The organism is Xanthobacter sp. DMC12 (assembly GCF_056314105.1).
This window is the reverse complement of sequence record NZ_JBQUYZ010000008.1, coordinates 37,652-54,599: the sequence shown is the minus strand read 5'-3', so window position 1 is coordinate 54,599 and position 16,948 is coordinate 37,652. Positions and strand designations below refer to the sequence as shown.

At 66.0% G+C, this 16,948-nt stretch carries 16 protein-coding genes and 1 other RNA gene; 10 read left to right on the top strand and 7 right to left on the bottom strand.

Going from position 1 to position 16,948, the window contains the following annotated elements; all coding sequences use genetic code 11:
* Positions 1–8 precede the first annotated feature (8 nt).
* From ACT535_RS23055 to ACT535_RS23030, 6 genes are all read right to left on the bottom strand, one after another.
* Positions 9–413 carry a thioredoxin domain-containing protein gene (locus ACT535_RS23055; protein WP_476366178.1) on the bottom strand — a complete coding sequence of 135 codons (405 nt, stop codon included), beginning with the start codon at positions 411–413 and terminating at the stop codon, positions 9–11.
* Positions 413–745: a HypC/HybG/HupF family hydrogenase formation chaperone gene (locus ACT535_RS23050; protein ID WP_476366177.1), complete on the bottom strand. Its 333-nt coding sequence runs from the start codon at positions 743–745 to the stop codon at positions 413–415. Before ACT535_RS23050 ends, ACT535_RS23055 begins: the two co-directional genes overlap by 1 nt.
* Positions 746–747: 2 nt before the next feature.
* Positions 748–1,374, bottom strand: a complete 627-nt coding sequence (locus ACT535_RS23045) for a HyaD/HybD family hydrogenase maturation endopeptidase (protein WP_476366176.1) — start codon at positions 1,372–1,374, stop codon at positions 748–750.
* Between the two features lie 402 nt (positions 1,375–1,776).
* A complete protein-coding gene (cybH, locus tag ACT535_RS23040) occupies positions 1,777–2,532 on the bottom strand; it encodes a Ni/Fe-hydrogenase, b-type cytochrome subunit (protein WP_476366175.1) in 756 nt (251 codons plus the stop codon).
* Between the two features lie 12 nt (positions 2,533–2,544).
* Complete coding sequence (locus tag ACT535_RS23035; protein ID WP_476366174.1) at positions 2,545–4,359, bottom strand: nickel-dependent hydrogenase large subunit; 1,815 nt, start codon at positions 4,357–4,359, stop codon at positions 2,545–2,547.
* Positions 4,356–5,462, bottom strand: a complete 1,107-nt coding sequence (locus ACT535_RS23030; RefSeq protein ID WP_476331282.1) for a hydrogenase small subunit — start codon at positions 5,460–5,462, stop codon at positions 4,356–4,358. Before ACT535_RS23030 ends, ACT535_RS23035 begins: the two co-directional genes overlap by 4 nt.
* Positions 5,463–5,877: 415 nt before the next feature.
* Here ACT535_RS23030 and ACT535_RS23025 point away from each other — a divergent pair, with 415 nt between their 5' ends.
* From ACT535_RS23025 to ffs, 3 genes are all read left to right on the top strand, one after another.
* Positions 5,878–6,372, top strand: coding sequence for a hypothetical protein (locus ACT535_RS23025; protein ID WP_476366173.1), 495 nt, complete (start codon positions 5,878–5,880; stop codon positions 6,370–6,372).
* Positions 6,362–7,087: a hypothetical protein gene (locus ACT535_RS23020; protein ID WP_476366172.1), complete on the top strand. Its 726-nt coding sequence runs from the start codon at positions 6,362–6,364 to the stop codon at positions 7,085–7,087. The genes ACT535_RS23025 and ACT535_RS23020 overlap by 11 nt, the downstream gene beginning before the upstream one ends.
* 101 nt (positions 7,088–7,188) lie before the next feature.
* An RNA gene (ffs, locus tag ACT535_RS23015) (signal recognition particle sRNA small type) lies at positions 7,189–7,287 on the top strand.
* A gap of 148 nt (positions 7,288–7,435) precedes the next feature.
* Here ffs and ACT535_RS23010 read toward each other — a convergent pair.
* A complete protein-coding gene (locus ACT535_RS23010; RefSeq protein ID WP_476366171.1) occupies positions 7,436–7,864 on the bottom strand; it encodes an organic hydroperoxide resistance protein in 429 nt (142 codons plus the stop codon).
* Positions 7,865–8,044: 180 nt separating this feature from the next.
* On the opposite strand from ACT535_RS23010, the gene ACT535_RS23005 reads away from it, so the two are divergent.
* From ACT535_RS23005 to ACT535_RS22975, 7 genes are all read left to right on the top strand, one after another.
* Positions 8,045–8,473 carry a MarR family winged helix-turn-helix transcriptional regulator gene (locus ACT535_RS23005; RefSeq protein ID WP_476366268.1) on the top strand — a complete coding sequence of 143 codons (429 nt, stop codon included), beginning with the start codon at positions 8,045–8,047 and terminating at the stop codon, positions 8,471–8,473.
* Between the two features lie 72 nt (positions 8,474–8,545).
* A complete protein-coding gene (locus tag ACT535_RS23000; RefSeq protein WP_476366170.1) occupies positions 8,546–9,253 on the top strand; it encodes an alpha/beta hydrolase in 708 nt (235 codons plus the stop codon).
* Between the two features lie 105 nt (positions 9,254–9,358).
* On the top strand, positions 9,359–12,862 hold the full coding sequence (locus ACT535_RS22995; RefSeq protein WP_476331294.1) for a PAS domain-containing hybrid sensor histidine kinase/response regulator: 3,504 nt from the start codon (positions 9,359–9,361) through the stop codon (positions 12,860–12,862).
* Between the two features lie 222 nt (positions 12,863–13,084).
* A complete protein-coding gene (locus ACT535_RS22990; protein ID WP_168457216.1) occupies positions 13,085–13,291 on the top strand; it encodes a hypothetical protein in 207 nt (68 codons plus the stop codon).
* A 115-nt stretch (positions 13,292–13,406) separates the two neighbouring features.
* Positions 13,407–14,204: a bifunctional demethylmenaquinone methyltransferase/2-methoxy-6-polyprenyl-1,4-benzoquinol methylase UbiE gene (gene ubiE, locus ACT535_RS22985; RefSeq protein WP_168457217.1), complete on the top strand. Its 798-nt coding sequence runs from the start codon at positions 13,407–13,409 to the stop codon at positions 14,202–14,204.
* Positions 14,205–14,250: 46 nt separating this feature from the next.
* Complete coding sequence (gene ubiB / locus ACT535_RS22980; protein WP_168457218.1) at positions 14,251–15,822, top strand: 2-polyprenylphenol 6-hydroxylase; 1,572 nt, start codon at positions 14,251–14,253, stop codon at positions 15,820–15,822.
* 307 nt (positions 15,823–16,129) lie between these two features.
* The gene (locus ACT535_RS22975; RefSeq protein ID WP_168457219.1) at positions 16,130–16,942 is read left to right on the top strand and encodes an amino acid kinase family protein; all 813 of its coding nucleotides are present in this window, start codon (positions 16,130–16,132) and stop codon (positions 16,940–16,942) included.
* Positions 16,943–16,948 lie beyond the last annotated feature (6 nt).

Sequence of the window (16,948 nt, the reverse complement as noted above, 5' to 3'; positions counted from 1 at the left end):
GGCAGCCTTCAGTGGGTGGCGGCGGAAGGGGCGGCGAGCAGGGCGCGGAGCTTGTCGAGATATTCGTCCCAGTCCCGCATGCGGGCGATGGCGCCCACCGGCTGGCCGGCGCGCAGCACCACGATGGCCGGCAGCGCGAGGCTCATGCTGTCCCGCAGGGCCGTCTCCGCCTTGGGGCCGGCGATGGCGATGCCGATGGCCTGAGGTCCGCCCAGCGCCTTCACCAGCTCCGGCAGCACCACGGCGATGTCCGGGCTTTCCAGATGCGCCTTGCCGTGGGAGGGCAGGAACAGGAGATGGTCACGTGCATCGAGGGTCGCGGCATCCTCCAGCGTCTCGACAGCGGGCCAGGCGCCGGCCTCGCTGAGGCGGCGGACGAGGGGGTGGAGATCGGGGGCAGCGAGCGGGGGCATCAGGCTTCCTTTCGGCCGGCGGCATAGGCCGCGGCGAGATGGGGCGGCAGGACCGGCTCGCGGTCCACGAGATCGGCGAAGGCGCGGTCGATGAGCGCGGTGTCGGCCTCGCCCGCCATGATGGCGGCGACGCCGGAGAGCGCATCCGCGATGAGGCGCGCCTCCTCCGCCTCCAGCCGGCGGCGGGCGGCGCCCTGGAAGACGAGGACGTGATCGCCCTCCCCCGCCTCCGGCACGAGGGAGAGGTCCACCCGCTCCTCCCGCCCGTCGGCCGCGCAGAGCGCGTAGGGGCCTTCGAGGCGTTCGATGCGCATGGGCAGGCCGAGGCACATGGCTAGGCGTCTCCCCGCACGAGCACGCGCGCATCGCCGATGCGGCAGGCCTCCTCGGCGCTGGGGCGCTCGGTCTCGTAAGGATCGCGGGCGACGGCGGCGGTGACGAGAGAGCCTTCTCCGGCGCGGGGCTCCGGCACGATGCCGAACTCGTCCTTCAGGATGGCGAGCACCTTGCGCGCGGCGGGCTCGATTTGCGCCGCGACGGTTGCGGTGAGGCCGCCGCCGTAATCGTCCAGCACTTCCGGCTGCACGCCCACCAGCACGATGCGGCCGGGGGTGTGGCCGCGCAAGGCGAGCAGGCCGAGGATTTCCTGGAAGCCGGTCTGGTGCAGGCTCACCTTGCGGGCGGCCAGCACGGCGGGCACGTCGGCATCGGCGCGGATGTGGATGGTGCCCGGCGGGGAGCCGAAATCCACCGCGTCCACGATCACGACGCCTTCGGCTTCTTCGAGGTAGGGCAGGAGATAGAGGCCCTGCGTGCCGCCATCGAGCAGCGTCACGGGCTCGGGGAAGGTGTAGGCGCGGTCCAGGGTTTCCAGAACCCGCACGCCGAAGCCCTCGTCGGCCCACAAGATGTTGCCGATGCCGAGCACCAGAATGCGCGCGCAAATCCGTTCGCCGTCCATGCGACGCCGCCCTCCCTGCGATGGCCTCCCACGACGGTCTGCCGCCGTCTGATTTCGAGTTCGACTAAATCAAGGACCGTGCCAAGCGCGTCGGACGCCGGCCAAAGGCTTGATTCGGATCAAGAGACGGCGAAGGTGCCGGACCGCCCTCCGGTCAAAATCGGAAGGAGTATAATCGATTTTCGATCTAAATGGAAATATATCGTCCATATTCCGCCATCCGGAAAGCGTTTTCGCCGAGCCGGACGAGGGCTGCCTGCGACGATCGTTAGCAGATGCAGCACCAAGTGGAATGCGTCGCACCATGTCTGCGCCGGGCATCTCGCCAAAGAAAAAGGGCGCGGCCGGAGCCACGCCCTCTTGTCGTCCGGTCTTGCCCTCTGCCCCCGCAGAGGGCGCCGCTCAGTCCGGATCGTCGTCCCGGAAGGTGCGGTGGCCGTTGGTGATGGCGGAGACCATGGACTGGCGGGACATGATGTCCTCGCGGATCACCGAATAGACGTGGATGATGATGAACACGATGATCACCCACATGCCGAGGTGATGCAGCGTGTGCACCTGCATGGAGCCGCCCAGCAGCGGGATGACCCAGCCGAACAGCTTCGACTGCCACGAGCCGAGCCCGGTCCCCTCGGAATAGAGGGCGAAGCCGGTGAGGATCATGAAGGCGAGGCCCAGCACCATCACGAAGAACAGGAACACCTGCGCCAGCGGATTGTGCCCCACGAACTTCAGCGGACGCGGCTTCAGGAAGGCATACCACTGCACCTCAGTGAAGAAGCCCTTCCAGAAGCTCTTCCGCCAGAAGGGGAAGGTGAACAGCTCCCGCGAATACTTGTTGCCGAAGAAGGCCCAGATGATCCGCCCCAGGAACCCCACGGCGAGGATATAGCCCGCCGAGAAATGCACGAAGCGGATGGTGCCCATGAGGTAGTGCGAACTCGCCTCGCCCGACAGGGTGGGGAAGGGCGAGCCGATGAAGTAGCCGGTGACGCACAGGACCAGGATGGACAGGGCGTTCACCCAGTGCCACAGCCGCACCGGCGCCTCATAGACATAGACGGTGGTCAGCTTCTTTCCACCGGCGATCGCCTGCGCGACCGGGGTTGTGGGCGCCGCCGGAGGGGCGGCGCCGGGAGACAGGGAAGTGTCGGTCATGGACCCCTCCCCTCAGCGCACGGTGACGCGCGCCAGCTCAGCCCCGTCGTCGGACATGACGTGGGTGGAGCAGGCTAGGCACGGGTCGAAGGAGTGGAGGGTCCGCAGGATCTCCACCGGCTCCTCGGGGCGCTGCATGGGCGTGTTCATGAGGGAGGCCTCGAACGCGCCGATATTGCCCTTGGGATCGCGCGGCCCGCCGTTCCAGGTGGTGGGCACCACGCACTGGTAGTTCTCGATCCGCCCGTCCTTGATCTTGATCCAGTGGCCGAGGCCGCCGCGCGGCGCCGCCACGGTGCCGACGCCCTTGGCCTCCTTCGGCCAGGTGGCGGGGTCCCACTTCTCCATGTTGGCGGTGGAGGTGTCGCCGGCCTTGATGTTGGCGATGAGGTGGTCGAAGTCGTCCAGCATCATCTTGGCGCAGTAGTGCGCCTCCAGCGCCCGGGCCAGCGTGCGGCCGATGGTGGTGGGCAGCGCCTGCTTGGCCGTCAGGTTGGTGCCGGCGAGCGTGTTGAACGTGCCGAGCGCCTCGTCCACCTGCCCCTTCACGTAATCGACGCCCTGGGCATAGGCGAGGATGTAGCGGGCGAGCGGGCCCACCTCCACCGCATTGCCCTTCCAGCGCGGCGCCTTGATCCAAGAATACTTGGCGTTCTCGTCCACCGCCTCGATGTTGGTGCGGGTGCCCTTGGCGTTGGGGCCGAGCTTGTACTGCGGGTCGGTCACGCCGTCCCACGGGTGCAGGCCCTTGTCGTTGTTGCCCTCGCCGTAGGTGTACCAGGAGTGCGCGACGAACTCCTGCACCTGCGCCGGGTCGCGCGGGTCGATGGGGTGGACCTCGTTCCAGTTGCCGTTGAGGATGACGCCGCCGGGCAGGCGGTCGGTCTTCTTCTGGCCCTGGATGGCTTCGTAATCGCCATAGTCCATGACGTTCTGGCCGGAGAGGCCGCCGCCATACAGCCAGCCCTTGTAGAAAGAGGCGATGGCGATCACATCAGGCACATAGACGTTCTGCGAGAACTCGAAGGCTTCCTGAAGCTTCAGCTTCACGAAGTTCAGCCGCTCCATGTTGAGCGGGGCGCCGGCGGCGAGGTCGCCGTTCATGTTGATGGCGCAGGGCACGCCACCCACCAGATAGTTCGGATGCGGATTCTTGCCGCCGAAGATGGTGTGGACCTTCACGATCTCCCGCTGGAAGTCGAGGGCTTCCAGATAATGCGTCACCGCAAGGAGGTCGGCTTCGGGCGGCAGCAGATAGGCCGGGTTGTCCCAATAGCCGTTCTTGAAGATGCCGAGCTGGCCGCTCTCCACGAACTTCTTCAGCCGGTTTTGCACGTCGCGGAAATAGCCCGGCGAGGACTTGGAGTGCGCCGAGATGGACTGCTGCAGCACCGAAGTCGCCTTCGGGTCCGCCTTGAGCGCATTCACCGGGTTCACCCAGTCGAGCGCATGCAGGTGATAGAAGTGGACGACGTGATCGTGCCACTGCAGCACCTTGGCCATGATCTCGCGGATCAGGAAGGCGTTGTTGGGGATCTTGATCTGCAGCGCGTCTTCCACCGCGCGCACGCTCGTCAAGGCGTGGCAGCCGGTGCACACGCCGCAGATGCGTTCCACGAAGGCCCAGGCGTCGCGCGGGTCGCGGCCCTTGAGGATCACTTCCAGCCCGCGCCACATGGTGCCGGTGGAAACCGCGTTGCGGATGACGTTGTTGGAATCCACATTCACTTCGCAGCGCATGTGGCCTTCGATGCGCGTCACCGGATCGACGACGATGCGCTTGCCTGATGTGTCGAGGGAAAAGCCGTTCGGCGTCTGGATGGTCACTTCTCGCCTCCCTCGGTCTTGGTCGCGCCGTCGGTATTCTTGTGCTGGGCGCGCTTCAGCGCGCTGATGGCGGCATGGGCCGCGACACCCGCGCCCACGGCGCCGGCGGCAATGAGGCCCACCTGATCCGCATTGGCTTCAATGCCGAAGCCGGAGCCCTTGAGGTCGGCCAGGCGCGCGTACCACGAGCCCTTGTCCCAGAAGCCGTCTTCCGAGCAGCCGATGCAGCCGTGGCCGGCCTGGATGGGGAAGGACACGCCGTCGTTCCAGCGCACGGTGGAGCAGGCGTTGTAGGTGGTGGGGCCCTTGCAGCCCACCTTGTAGAGGCAATAGCCCTTGCGTGCGCCCTCGTCGTCGAAGCTCTCGACATACTGGCCGGCGTCGAAATGCGGCCGGCGATAGCATTTGTCGTGGATGCGCTGGGAATAGAACATCAGCGGCCGGCCCTGGCGGTCGAGGGCGGGGAGCTGGTCGAAGGTGAGCATGTAGGTGATGACGCCGGTCATCACCTCGGCGATGGGCGGGCAGCCCGGCACCTTGATGATGGGCTTGTCGAAGATCACCTCGTGCACCGGCGTGGCGCGGGTGGGGTTGGGGCGCGCGGCCTGCACGCAGCCATAGGAGGCGCAGGAGCCCCAGGAGATGATGGCCTTGGCGTCCTTCGCCACCTTCTTCAGCTGGTCCACGAAGGGCTTGCCGCCGATGATGCAATACATGCCATCCTCGTTCAGCGGCGGGTTGCCCTCCACCGCGAGGATGTAGTTGCCCTTGTACTTGGTCATCACCTCGTCGAGGATCGCTTCCGCCTGATGGCCGGCGGAGGCCATGAGGGTGTCGTCATAGTCGAGCGAGATCATCGACAGCACCACATCCTTCACCAGAGGATGCGCCGAGCGGATGAAGCTCTCCGAGCAGCAGGTGCATTCCAGGCCATGCAGCCACAGCACCGGGGTGCGCGGCTTGGTCTCCATGGCCTGCGCGATCTGCGGCGCGAACTCCGGCCCGAGGCCGAGGGCCGCCGCCGTGAGCGAGCAGTATTTCAGGAACGAACGGCGGGTGATGCCCTGCCGCCGCATGACCTCATAGAACGTCTCGAGGGCCATAAAGGCGTCCCCCCTGTTGGCAGCCTTTCGGGCTGGCCTATGGACTGACCGTGTCCTCCCGTCCGGCGTCGAGGCCGGGGGATTGGAACCGTTTCAGCAAGGCGTGTGCCAGAGGGGGAGTGCGAGGGATTTCAGGGGGTTGGGCACCACGGGCGGCGGACCGTCGCAAACGAAAATGACGATTTTCAGTTTAGCTGGAAAGGCTTTGACCGCTTGTTCGATCTGCACGACCCACGGTTGATGATCGATAGTTCGCCGTGTGCGCATGTTGCGGAGCGCACTTCCTGGCAAGTCGCCTGCCCTCTCGTGGAATGGATACCTGTTTAGGTCAAAAACCCTGGGGAAAACTTCGGCAAAGTGGTAACTGACTGAAACTGCTCGTTTAAGGTGCTCTCAGTAAGGGGGGATAGCTCTCATGCCGACCAAGCTCAAAATCAAGATGGGTCACATTGAGTTCGAGTATGAGGGTGATGCGCCTTACGATACCGATGCAGTGAAAGAGTTATTTACTCACATCGAATCGTTGATGGGAGCTGCGCCCGCTGGAGCTTTTGACGTGCCTTTCGAGCAGCCCGTTGCAGTGGAGCAAGAAGCGGGGGGCAGTGGCGCGCTTTCTGATCTAGCTCTGGCATCTGTTGCGGCTCGTTTGGGTGTCCAATCTGGATCTGAGCTGGCGATCGCTGCTGCTGCCCACTTGCAGATTTGCCAAGGCAAGCAAAGCTTCAGCAGACGAGAGCTTTTAGATACGATGAAATCAGCAACGACATATTATAATAAAAATATAAGTTCCAATTTGACGAAAATATTAAAGCAACTTGTGGATTCTAAGAAGATAAATGCGTTATCTGGAGATAGAATGTCGTTGTCGGCGTCAGAGGTTCAGAATATAAAGGTGAAAATTGCTGAGTGAAGACGAGTTGAAGCTTTGGCTTCAGCGAGATTTTTCTCGCTCCGATAAACTATTGATAATTCTGTCTGGCTTTGACGCGCCAGTGAGCGTTGCTGACATCAAGGCGAAGGGGGAGCGTCTAGGTTGCAGGGTCAGTAAATGGAATGTTTCTGATATTTTTAATCGCGCCAAAGGTGTCGTTCTGAAGTTGCCTGAAGGATATGAGATAAGTGAAAAGGGGGCCGCTAGGTTAAAGGAATTAGGAGTCGTAGAAAAGCCGATTGGGGCTATCAAGGTTGGAAATGATTTTTTGAATCATCTGGGAAAAATAAAAGATCCAACGACAAAGGCATTCGTAGAGGAAGCAATAAAATGTTATGAAGCCGGCCTCTACCGTTCTGCCATCGTAATGTCTTGGGTTGCAGCTATTTCAGTCCTTTACCATGAGGTATTCACAAACCATTTGGCCGCATTTAATGCTGAGGCGGCTCGGGTTGATTCAAAATGGAAGCCCGCTGTCGCTCAGGATGATTTATCCAAAATGAAGGAGAGTGATTTTCTCGATAGACTAGTAGGAATTTCTCTAATCGGGAAAAACGTTAAAACGGAGCTAGTGAATGCTCTTAATTTGAGAAATGGCTGTGGGCACCCAAATAGTCTAAAGGTCGGAGCTAACAAAACAGCAAGCCATATCGAAACACTCTTGTTAAACGTTTTTGATCGTTTTTCGGTTTAACCTTTTTGTGAGTGATCGCGGCTTTGTTCCAGATGTCGTTCTGAAACCTCAACATAGCTTGGGGGCTTGCATCCCACCCCTCCCCCTGCCATATAGCGCGTGGGAGGTTGGCGGTGGACGAGCCACTCGCCAACCGGGTCAGGTCCGGAAGGAAGCAGCCCCAACGAGCCCGGTCTCGGGTCTTCGTCCAGCCTCCCACCCCATTCAGCACTGCACGGACCGGCGCGCGGCCTCCCAGGCCGTCGCGCCTGTGGGCGTTTCGGGCGCCTGAGCGAAAGCCACGCCAAAAACAAAACCGCCGCCCTCCGGAGGAGAGCGGCGGTGTGTCGGGGCAGCAGGGCGGTCAGATCAGACGAGGCTGAGCTTCACGTCGATATTGTTGCGGGTGGCGTTGGAATAGGGGCACACCTCGTGCGCCTTGGCGATGAGCGCCTCGCCCTCCGCGCGGTCCACGCCCGGCAGGGACACCGCCAGCGCGATCTCCAGGCCGAAGCCGCCTTCCGAGCGCGGGCCGATTCCCACGGTGGCGGTGACGGTGGCATCCGCCGGCACCTTGGCGGTGCCGCCCTGCGAGGCCACGAACTTCATGGCGCCGAGGAAGCAGGCCGCATAGCCGGTGGCGAACAGCTGCTCGGGGTTCACACCCTCGCCGCCGGGGCCGCCCAGCTCCTTCGGGGTGACGAGCTTGACTTCGAGATTGCCGTCCAGCGTGCCGGAGCGGCCATCGCGGCCCCCGGTGGCGCGGGCGGAGGTGGAGTAGAGGACGTTGACGGGCATGGTGGGCTCCTGAGGTTTTAATTTCGTGAACGATTAAATCGTGTACGATCTAATTAGCCGAGCCGAACGCTCCCGTCAAGCGGTTGCGATCCTATCGTGCGCGATTTATCTGAAAGGGAGCCCCCGAGGCCTGCCATGTCCGAGACACGTCCAGATCCCACGCCCGCCGTCCCCGCGCTGATGCCGGTGGAGGACATGGTTTGCTTCGCCTTCTATGCCGCGAGCCACGCCTTCACGCGGGTCTACAAGCCGCACCTGGACGCCCTCGGCCTCACCTATCCGCAATATCTCGCGCTGGTGAGCCTGTGGACCGAGGACGACCGCACCGTCGGCAGCCTCGGCAGCGCGCTGGGACTGGAATCGAGCACGCTCACCCCGCTGCTGAAGCGGCTGGAGGCCCTCGGCCACGTCACGCGCAGCCGGGACCCTGCCGACGAGCGGGTGGTGCGGGTGAAGCTCACGCCCCAGGGAAAGGCATTGCAGGAAAAGGCGCGGCACATCCCTGGCTGCATCCTCGCCGCCACCGGCCTGAACCTTGAGGACGTGGTGTGCCTCCAGCGCGAGGTCACGGCCCTGCGCGCGACGCTGGAGAAGGCGGCGCAGGGCTGATCGGCGGCTTCATCCCCGCGCTTGTATACGGTACACCGGATGCGGAAACGCCAGAACATCCGGGAGGCCGCCATGCTCGATCCCCATCTCGCCGGCCACGTCACCTTCGCCCCCGCCGCGCCGGACCTGCCGCCGCTCGCCCCCGGCCATCACGATCTCGGCCTCTCGGCGGAGCGCGACGCGCTGCTGGTGGTGCCGGAGGGGCTGGAGCCGGGCGTCCCGGTTCCGCTGATGGTGCTGTTCCACGGCGGCGGCGGCAGCGCGCAGAAGATCCTGCCCATGATGGAGCAGTACGCGCTCACCCACCGCTTCCTGCTGCTGGTGCCGCAATCGGTCTTCCCCACCTGGGACATCGTGATCGCCGGCAACGGCCCGGACCGCGAGCGGCTGGAGACGGCGCTCGCCCTCGTCGCGCGGCATTTCGAGATCGACCGCACCCGCATCTGCTTCGCCGGCCATTCGGATGGCGGCAGCTACACCCTCTCCCTGGGCCTCACCAACGGCCATTTCGTCACCCACCTCATCGTCTCCTCGGCGGGCTTCATGTCCGTCCAGCGCCAGAGCGGGGCGCCGCGCGTGTTCATCTCCCACGGGGTGAACGACGAGCAGATCCCCGTGCAGCGCTCCGGCCGGGCGCATTCCGCCCTGCTGAAGGAGGCGGGCTACGACGTGACCTACATGGAATACAACGGCCCCCACGCCTGGCAGCCGCCGGTGGTGGGGCTGGCGGTGGCCTTCTTCCTGGAACCTGTCCCCGTGCCCGCCGGCGCCCCGTCCTGAGCCGGCTTTGATCCACCCGCTGGACAAGCCCCCTACGAAGTGATGAGGTCGCCCTAAACAGAGCAAGAACGGGCGGTTTCCGGTGGGGGAGACCGGACGGGGGACATGCTTCAGGCTTCGGTCGTCATCTTTGTGGCATTGGCCTATATCGGCCTGCTGTTCGCCATCGCGAGCTATGGCGACCGGCTGCGCCCGGACGCGGGCCGCGGCGCCGCGCGGCCAATGATCTATTCCCTGTCGCTGGCGGTCTACTGCACCTCCTGGACCTTCTTCGGCTCGGTGGGCCTCGCCACCACCCAGGGCTTCGACTTTCTCACCATCTATCTCGGCCCCATCATCCTGATGACGGTGGGCGCGCCGCTGTTCCTGCGCGTGGTGCGGCTCGCCAAGGCCAACAACATCACCTCCATCGCCGACTTCATCGCCGCCCGCTACGGCAAGAACCAGGGCATCGCGGCGCTGGTGGCCATCGTCGCCATCATCGCCGCCATCCCTTACATCTCGCTGCAGCTGAAGGCGGTCTCGGCCTCTCTGGTGGCGCTGCTCGGGCATTTCGCGGGGGAGCACGGGCGCGGCACGCTGGTGGGCGACCTCGCGTTGTTCGTCGCTTGCGCCATGGCCGCCTTCGCCATCCTGTTCGGCACCCGCCACACCGACGCCACCGAGCACCAGAACGGCCTCATGCTGGCCATCGCCACGGAATCGCTGGTGAAGCTCGCAGCCTTCCTCGGCGTCGGCCTGCTGGTGACCTTCGTCATCTTCGACGGGCCGTCCGCTCTGTTCTACGCGGCACGGGAGGCGAGCGCGCTGGCGCCGTTCGAGCGCGGGCTGTCGCTGGAAAACTGGCTCACCATGACCATCCTGTCCGGCGGCGCCTTCATGCTGCTGCCGCGCCAGTTCCATGTGGCGGTGGTGGAGAACAAGGGCGAGAGCGAGATCCGCCGCGCCCGCTGGCTGTTCCCGCTCTATCTCGTGCTCATCAACCTGTTCGTGGTGCCGCTGGCGCTGGCGGGCATGACGCTGTTTCCGCTGAACCTCGTGGACAGCGACGTCTATGTGCTCGCCGTGCCGCTCGCCGCCGGCTTCGACAGCCTCGCGCTGCTCGCCTTCGTCGGCGGCCTCTCGGCGGCCACCGCGATGGTCATCGTGGAGTGCGTGGCCATCGCCATCATGGTCTCCAACGACCTCGTGATGCCGCTGCTGCTGCGCCGCCGCGCGGCCAAGCCGGAAGGCGAGCCGCGCGAGGACATGACCGGCCTGCTGCTGATGGTGCGGCGCATCTCCATCTTCGCGATCGTCCTGCTCGCGTATCTCTATTATCGCACCACCGGTGAGGTGCAGCTGGCGCAGATCGGCCTCCTCTCCTTCGCCGCCATCGCGCAGGTGGGGCCGGCCTTCGCCGCCGGGCTCCTCTGGCAGCGCGCCACCGCCGCCGGGGCCATCGCCGGCATCGTGGTGGGCGGCGCCACCTGGGCCTATACGCTGATGATGCCCAGCCTCGCCGAGGCCGGGCTGATCTCCGCCGGCGTGCTCCAGAATGGACCGTTCGGCATCGGCCTTTTGCGGCCGACGGCACTCCTCGGCCTCACGGCCGGGCCGCTCGCCCACGGCGTCGCCTGGAGCCTCGGGCTCAACACGCTGGCGCTGGTCATCGTCTCCTTCCTCACTCGCCCCTCGCAGATCGAGCGCACGCAGGCGCGGCTGTTCGCTGGGGCAGGCGACCGGCCGCCGGCGCGGCCGGCCTTCCTGCGTTGGCGCTCCTCCGTCTCCCTCGGCGAATTGATGGCGACGGTGGAGCGCTATCTCGGCGCCGAGCGCGCCCGCGCCGCCTTCGACAGCTACGCCCGCCAGCACGGCTTCGCCCTCGATACCCACCGCGAGGCGGACGCGGGCATGGTGCGCCACGCCGAGCATCTGCTGGCCTCGGCAGTGGGCGCGGCCTCCTCCCGCCTCGTGCTCTCGCTGCTGCTGCGCAAGCGCGCCGTCTCCACCAAGGCGGCCCTCAAGCTGCTGGACGATGCCTCCGCCGCCATCCAGTACAATCGCGAGCTGCTGCAAAGCGCCATCGACCATGTGCGCCAGGGCATCGCGGTGTTCGACCGCGACCTGCGTCTCGTGTGCTGGAACCGGCAGTTCGGCCAGATGCTGGACCTGCCGGGCGAATGCTATGCGGTGGGCGTGCCGCTCACCGACATCCTTGCCGCCGCTCCCGCCGACGATGCGGAAAGCGGCGACATCGCCACACGCGTCACCCGCTACGTGAGCCCCGACCCCGAATTCTCCGAGCGCCTGCACCAGCGCGGCGCGGTGATCGAGGCGCGCTCGGACCCCATGCCGGACGGCGGCATCGCCGTGACCTTCACGGATATCACGGCGAGCGTCGAGGCCGCGCTCGCCCTGGAGCGCGCCAACGAGACGCTGGAGCGGCGCGTGCGCGAGCGCACCGAGGAGTTGGAGCGGCTCAACGGCGCGCTGGAAATCGCCAAGGCGGAGGCGGACGAGGCCAACCTTTCCAAGACGCGCTTCCTCGCCGCCGCCAGCCACGACATCCTCCAGCCCCTCAACGCCGCCCGCCTCTACGCCACCAGCATGGTGGAGCGGGCCAAGGGATCGGAGGAGGAGCGCCTCGCCGGCAACATCGACGCCTCGCTGGAATCGGTCGAGGAGATCCTCGGCGCCCTGCTGGACATCTCACGGCTCGACAGCGGCGTCATGCGCCCGGAATTCTCCGCCTTCCGCATCGCCGACGTGCTGAAGCCGCTGGAGACGGAATTTGCCCCCCTGGCGCGGGAGAAGAACCTCGAACTCACCTTCCTGCCCTGCTCGCTCGCCGTGCGCTCCGACCGCCGGCTGCTGCGCCGGCTGCTGCAGAACCTCGTCTCCAACGCGGTGAAATACACCCAGCGCGGCCGCATCCTTGTGGGCTGCCGGCGGGTGGGCGGCAAGGTGCGGGTGGAGGTCTACGACACCGGCGTCGGCATCCCGCGCTCCAAGCACAAGCTGGTGTTCCAGGAGTTCCAGCGCCTGGATCAGGGGGCGAAGGCGGCGCGCGGCCTCGGGCTCGGCCTGTCCATCGTCGAGCGCATCGCCCGCGTGCTGGAGCATCCGGTAGCGCTGCGCTCCACCCATGGCAAGGGCTCCGCCTTCACGGTGGAACTGCCGGTCGCCGTCTCCATGCCGGAGGAGCGCGAGGTGGCGCCCAGCCCCGCCCGCCGCGGCGCGCAGCTCGACGGCCTCACCATCCTCGCCATCGACAACGAGCCGGCCATTCTCGACGGCATGCAGATGCTGCTCACCGGATGGGGCTGCGACGTCATCACCGCCGCCAGCGCGCAGGGTGCCCTTGAGGCCATCCGCCATCGCCGAAAGAAGCCCGACGTCGCCCTCGTGGACTACCATCTGGACGGCGGCCACGGCATCGAGGCGATCATGTCGCTGAGGTGGAAACTGGGGAAAATACCCGCCGTGCTCATCACCGCCGACCGCTCCAAGAAGGTGCGCGACGCGGCCCGCGCGGCGGACATGGAGATCCTCAACAAGCCGCTCAAACCCGCTGCGCTCCGGGCGATCCTCGCCCACTGGCGCATCGCCCGCGCCGCCGCCGAATAGTCTTTCGCCGGCTTCCTGCGCGCCCTTTCCGCCACAGCGCGCGCGCTTCGCGATTAAGCCCTCGTTCATCCCCATGAACGCCCAATAAACGCCGCCTTCAGCCAGCGTTATGGGGACGTGCCATAGAAGCACGCCTCCGCGGCATGGAAGTGTTAACAGCTCGTTAAGATTTGTAACACTTCCACGCTTAACTCGACGCGCGAATACTTTTGGAGCGTGGCTATGACGATCACGATCAACGTTCCCGTCTTCCCGCTGCGGAAAGAGATCGACGCCCGCAAGCGCCGTCTCCGCTTCCCCCTCAGCTTCTCCTCGCGTGGCTGCAAGGCCACCGAAGAGGCGCCGGCCAATTCCCGCTACACCGAGGCTGGACTCGAATTCGACGTGACCGGCATCGCCCGGCACCCCCGCGGCCCGAAGGGCAACTGACGCTTGAGACCGGCCCCGCAGGGCCGGTCCGGCTGCGACGCCGGCTTTATGGCGCCGTGCGGCATCATCCGATAAGGTCGCGCCCGAACGGCAACAGCGCGCGGCCAGAAACAAGATGACGGACTTCAATTCCGCCCCGGCGACCGACGACACCCGCGACAGCGGGGCCGATACCCATTTCGGCTATCGCACGGTGCCCCTCGCCGAGAAGCAGGCGCTGGTGGACGACGTGTTCCACAAGGTGGCGCGGCGCTACGACATCATGAACGACCTGATGTCCGGCGGCCTGCACCGGGCGTGGAAGGATGCGCTGGTCTCCAAGGTGCGCCCGCCGCAGGGCGCGCGTGCCTTCCACCTGCTGGACCTCGCCGGCGGCACGGGCGACGTGTCCTTCCGCGTGGTCGAGGCCGGCGGGCCGGGCACGGACGCCGTGGTCGCCGACATCAACACCGACATGCTGGCGGTGGGCCGCGAGCGTGCCGAGAAGCGCGGTCTTTCGGAGCGCGTCGCGTTCCAGGAGGCCAATGCCGAGGCGCTGCCCTTCCCGGACATGAGCTTCGATGCCGTGACCATCGCCTTCGGCATCCGCAACGTGCCGCGCATCGACCTCGCCCTGCGCGAGATGCGCCGCGTGCTGAAGCCGGGGGGGCGCGCCTTCGTGCTGGAATTCTCCAAGGTGGACGTGCCGCTGCTGGACAAGGTCTATGACGCCTTCTCCTTCCGCGTGATCCCCGAGATCGGCAAGCGCGTGGCGGGGGATGCGGAGCCCTACCAGTATCTGGTGGAATCCATCCGCCGCTTTCCTCCGGCGGAAGCGTTCGCGGGCATGATGCGGGAGGCGGGGTTCGCCCGCGTCACCTTCACCCGCATGACCGGGGGCGTGGTCGCCCTCCATTCGGGCTTCCGCATCTGATGGCGGTGCCCTCGATGGCGTTTCCTTGCGGCCGGAGGCCTCGGCCATGATCTTCCTTCTCGTTGCCGATGCCTGGCGCCTCGCCCGGGCCGGCTATGTGCTCGCGCGCGAGGGCGTGCTCTCGCTCGTCTCGCCGGCCGCCGCGCCGCCGCTGGCGCGCCCGCTGCTCGACATTGCCCGCCTTATTGCCCGGAAGGATGCCGGCGACCGGCGGCAGCGCTTCTCCGCCGCGCTGTCGCGGCTCGGCCCGTCCTATGTGAAGCTCGGCCAGTTCCTCGCGACGCGGCCGGACGTGGTGGGCGCCTCGGTGGCGCGCGACCTCGAGGTGCTGCAGGACCGCATGCCGCCCTTCGGGCAGGCCGTGGCGGAGGCGACCGTCGCCGACACGTTCGAGCGGCCGGTGAAGGACATCTTCCCCGTGTTCGGCCCGGCGGTCGCCGCGGCCTCCATCGCCGAGGTCCACAAGGCGGAAGTGATCGAGCCGGACGGTGAGCGCCGCGAGGTGGCGGTGAAGGTGCTGCGACCGGGCGTGAACCGCCGCTTCGCCTCCGACATGGGCACCTTCCGCCGCATCGCCGCCTTCGCCGAGCACAATTTCGCCGAGGCGCGCCGGCTGCGGCTGGAGACTGTGGTGGATACGCTGGCCCGCTCCGTCTCCATGGAGATGGACCTGCGCCTGGAGGCCGCCGCCTATGCGGAGCTGGCCGAAAACACGCAGGACGACCCGGAAGTCCATGTCCCCCGCGTGGACTGGGACCGCTCCGGCCGCGAGGTGCTGACCACCGAGTGGATCGACGGCATCAAGCTCTCCGACAAGGAGGCCATCATCGCCGCGGGGCATGATCCGAAGGAGATCGCCCGCATCGTCATGCAGACCTTCCTGCGGCAGGCCATGCGCGACGGCTTCTTCCATGCCGACATGCATCCCGGAAACCTGTTCGTGGATGCGCAGGGCCGCCTCGTGGTGGTGGATTGCGGCATCATGGGCCGGCTCGGCGTGAAGGAGCGGCGCTTCCTCGCGGAAATCCTCTACGGCTTCATCACCCGCAACTGGCGGCGCACGGCGGAAGTGCATTTCGAGGCGGGCTACGTGCCCTTCCACCATTCGGTGGACGATTTCGCCCTCGCCATCCGCGCCATCGGCGAGCCGATCCACTCGCGCACCGCAGACCAGATCTCCATGGCCCGCCTGCTGGCGCTGCTCCTGGAAGTCACCGCCCTGTTCGACATGCAGACCCGGCCGGAGCTGCTTCTCCTCCAGAAGACCATGGTGGTGGTGGAGGGCGTTGCCCGCTCGCTGGACCCGCAGCTCGACATGTGGCGCACTGCAAAGCCGGTGGTGGAGGACTGGATCGCCGGCAATCTCGGCCCGGTGGGCCAGTTGAAGCGGGCCGGTTCCGGGCTCGGCGAGATGGGCCATTTCGCCGCGACCCTGCCCGGCCTCCTCACCCGCACCGCCCGCGTGGTGGAGCAGCTGGACGAGGCGACCCGCGACGGCCTGCGCCTCTCTCCCGCGTCGCTGGAAGGCATCGGCCGTGCCGAAGCGAAGCGCGCCTTCTGGGGCAATCTCGCCTTGTGGGTCATCGCCGCGGCGCTGCTCGGTATCTGGCTCGGCTGACGAAGATTTCGTCGGCCTGCCTCAACGGCATGTGAATTCCTGCGTTCCGTGTCGTTCTTTCCGGACGTTCCGGAAACCGCGAATTCTTCCCGGAGACGGGGCAGCATCTGCGCCGTCTTGAGAACAACTCGCATACTTTTCACGTATTGCTTTGTCCTTCCAGCAAAACTAAGTCAGGCCCAAGACGGCTCCGGTCCCGTTCAAGCATCCCGTCCAGTGGCTGCTTGCGCAGGGTCAGGAGCCCCGGACCGGCAAACCGCCCCCCGGCGGGCCGACGTCCACGGGCCAGCTAAGAAGGACATCTCAAATGGCGAACACGACGGCCGAGCTCGACGCGCTGCTGATGCAGCGCTCGCTGACGGACGCGGAGCTTCTGGCGGCGGCGGACGCCGCGGCGGACTTCCGCATCCTCCCCGATGCCACCGTCATCAAGATCGGCGGCCAGAGCGTGATCGACCGCGGCCGCGCCGCGCTCTATCCCCTCGTGGACGAGATCGTCGCCGCCCGCGCCAAGCACAAGCTCCTGATCGGCACCGGCGCCGGCACCCGCGCCCGCCACCTCTATTCCATCGCGGCCGGCCTCAACCTGCCGGCGGGCGTGCTCTCCCAGCTCGGCGCCTCGGTGGCGGACCAGAACGCCGCCATGCTCGGCCAGCTCCTCGCCAAGCACGGCATTTCCATGGTGGACGGCGCCGGCATGTCGGCCGTGCCGCTCTACCTCAAGGAAGTGAACGGCGTGGTGTTCTCCGGCATGCCGCCCTATGGCCTGTGGACCCGCCCGGCCCCGGCCGGCGTGATCCCGCCCTATCGCACGGATGCGGGCTGCTTCCTGCTCGCCGAGCAGTTCGGCTGCAAGGCGATGATCTATGTGAAGGACGAGAACGGTCTCTACACGGCCAATCCGAAGACCGACACGGCCGCGACCTTCATCCCGAAGATCTCGGTGGACGAGATGCTCTCGCGGGGCCTTGCCGACTCCATCCTCGAATTCCCCATGCTCGACCTGTTGAAGAAGGCGCGCCATGTGCGCGAGGTCCAGGTGGTCAACGGGCTCGTGCCCGGAAACCTCACCCGCGCCCTCGCCGGCGAGCACGTCGGCACCATCATCACCGCGAGCTGAGAGGCA

Bases quoted from the DNA above. Each gene is read 5' to 3' on its own strand.
- ACT535_RS22975 (WP_168457219.1), top strand. From the start codon at position 16,130: ATGGCGAACACGACGGCCGAGCTCGACGCGCTGCTGATGCAGCGCTCG.
- ACT535_RS23000 (WP_476366170.1), top strand. From the start codon at position 8,546: ATGCTCGATCCCCATCTCGCCGGCCACGTCACCTTCGCCCCCGCCGCG.
- ACT535_RS22990 (WP_168457216.1), top strand. From the start codon at position 13,085: ATGACGATCACGATCAACGTTCCCGTCTTCCCGCTGCGGAAAGAGATC.
- ubiE (WP_168457217.1), top strand. From the start codon at position 13,407: ATGACGGACTTCAATTCCGCCCCGGCGACCGACGACACCCGCGACAGC.
- ACT535_RS23005 (WP_476366268.1), top strand. From the start codon at position 8,045: ATGCCGGTGGAGGACATGGTTTGCTTCGCCTTCTATGCCGCGAGCCAC.
- ACT535_RS23050 (WP_476366177.1), bottom strand. From the start codon at position 745: ATGTGCCTCGGCCTGCCCATGCGCATCGAACGCCTCGAAGGCCCCTAC.
- ACT535_RS23025 (WP_476366173.1), top strand. From the start codon at position 5,878: ATGCCGACCAAGCTCAAAATCAAGATGGGTCACATTGAGTTCGAGTAT.
- ACT535_RS23030 (WP_476331282.1), bottom strand. From the start codon at position 5,462: ATGGCCCTCGAGACGTTCTATGAGGTCATGCGGCGGCAGGGCATCACC.
- ACT535_RS23055 (WP_476366178.1), bottom strand. From the start codon at position 413: ATGCCCCCGCTCGCTGCCCCCGATCTCCACCCCCTCGTCCGCCGCCTC.
- cybH (WP_476366175.1), bottom strand. From the start codon at position 2,532: ATGACCGACACTTCCCTGTCTCCCGGCGCCGCCCCTCCGGCGGCGCCC.
- ACT535_RS23045 (WP_476366176.1), bottom strand. From the start codon at position 1,374: ATGGACGGCGAACGGATTTGCGCGCGCATTCTGGTGCTCGGCATCGGC.
- ACT535_RS23010 (WP_476366171.1), bottom strand. From the start codon at position 7,864: ATGCCCGTCAACGTCCTCTACTCCACCTCCGCCCGCGCCACCGGGGGC.
- ubiB (WP_168457218.1), top strand. From the start codon at position 14,251: ATGATCTTCCTTCTCGTTGCCGATGCCTGGCGCCTCGCCCGGGCCGGC.
- ACT535_RS22995 (WP_476331294.1), top strand. From the start codon at position 9,359: ATGCTTCAGGCTTCGGTCGTCATCTTTGTGGCATTGGCCTATATCGGC.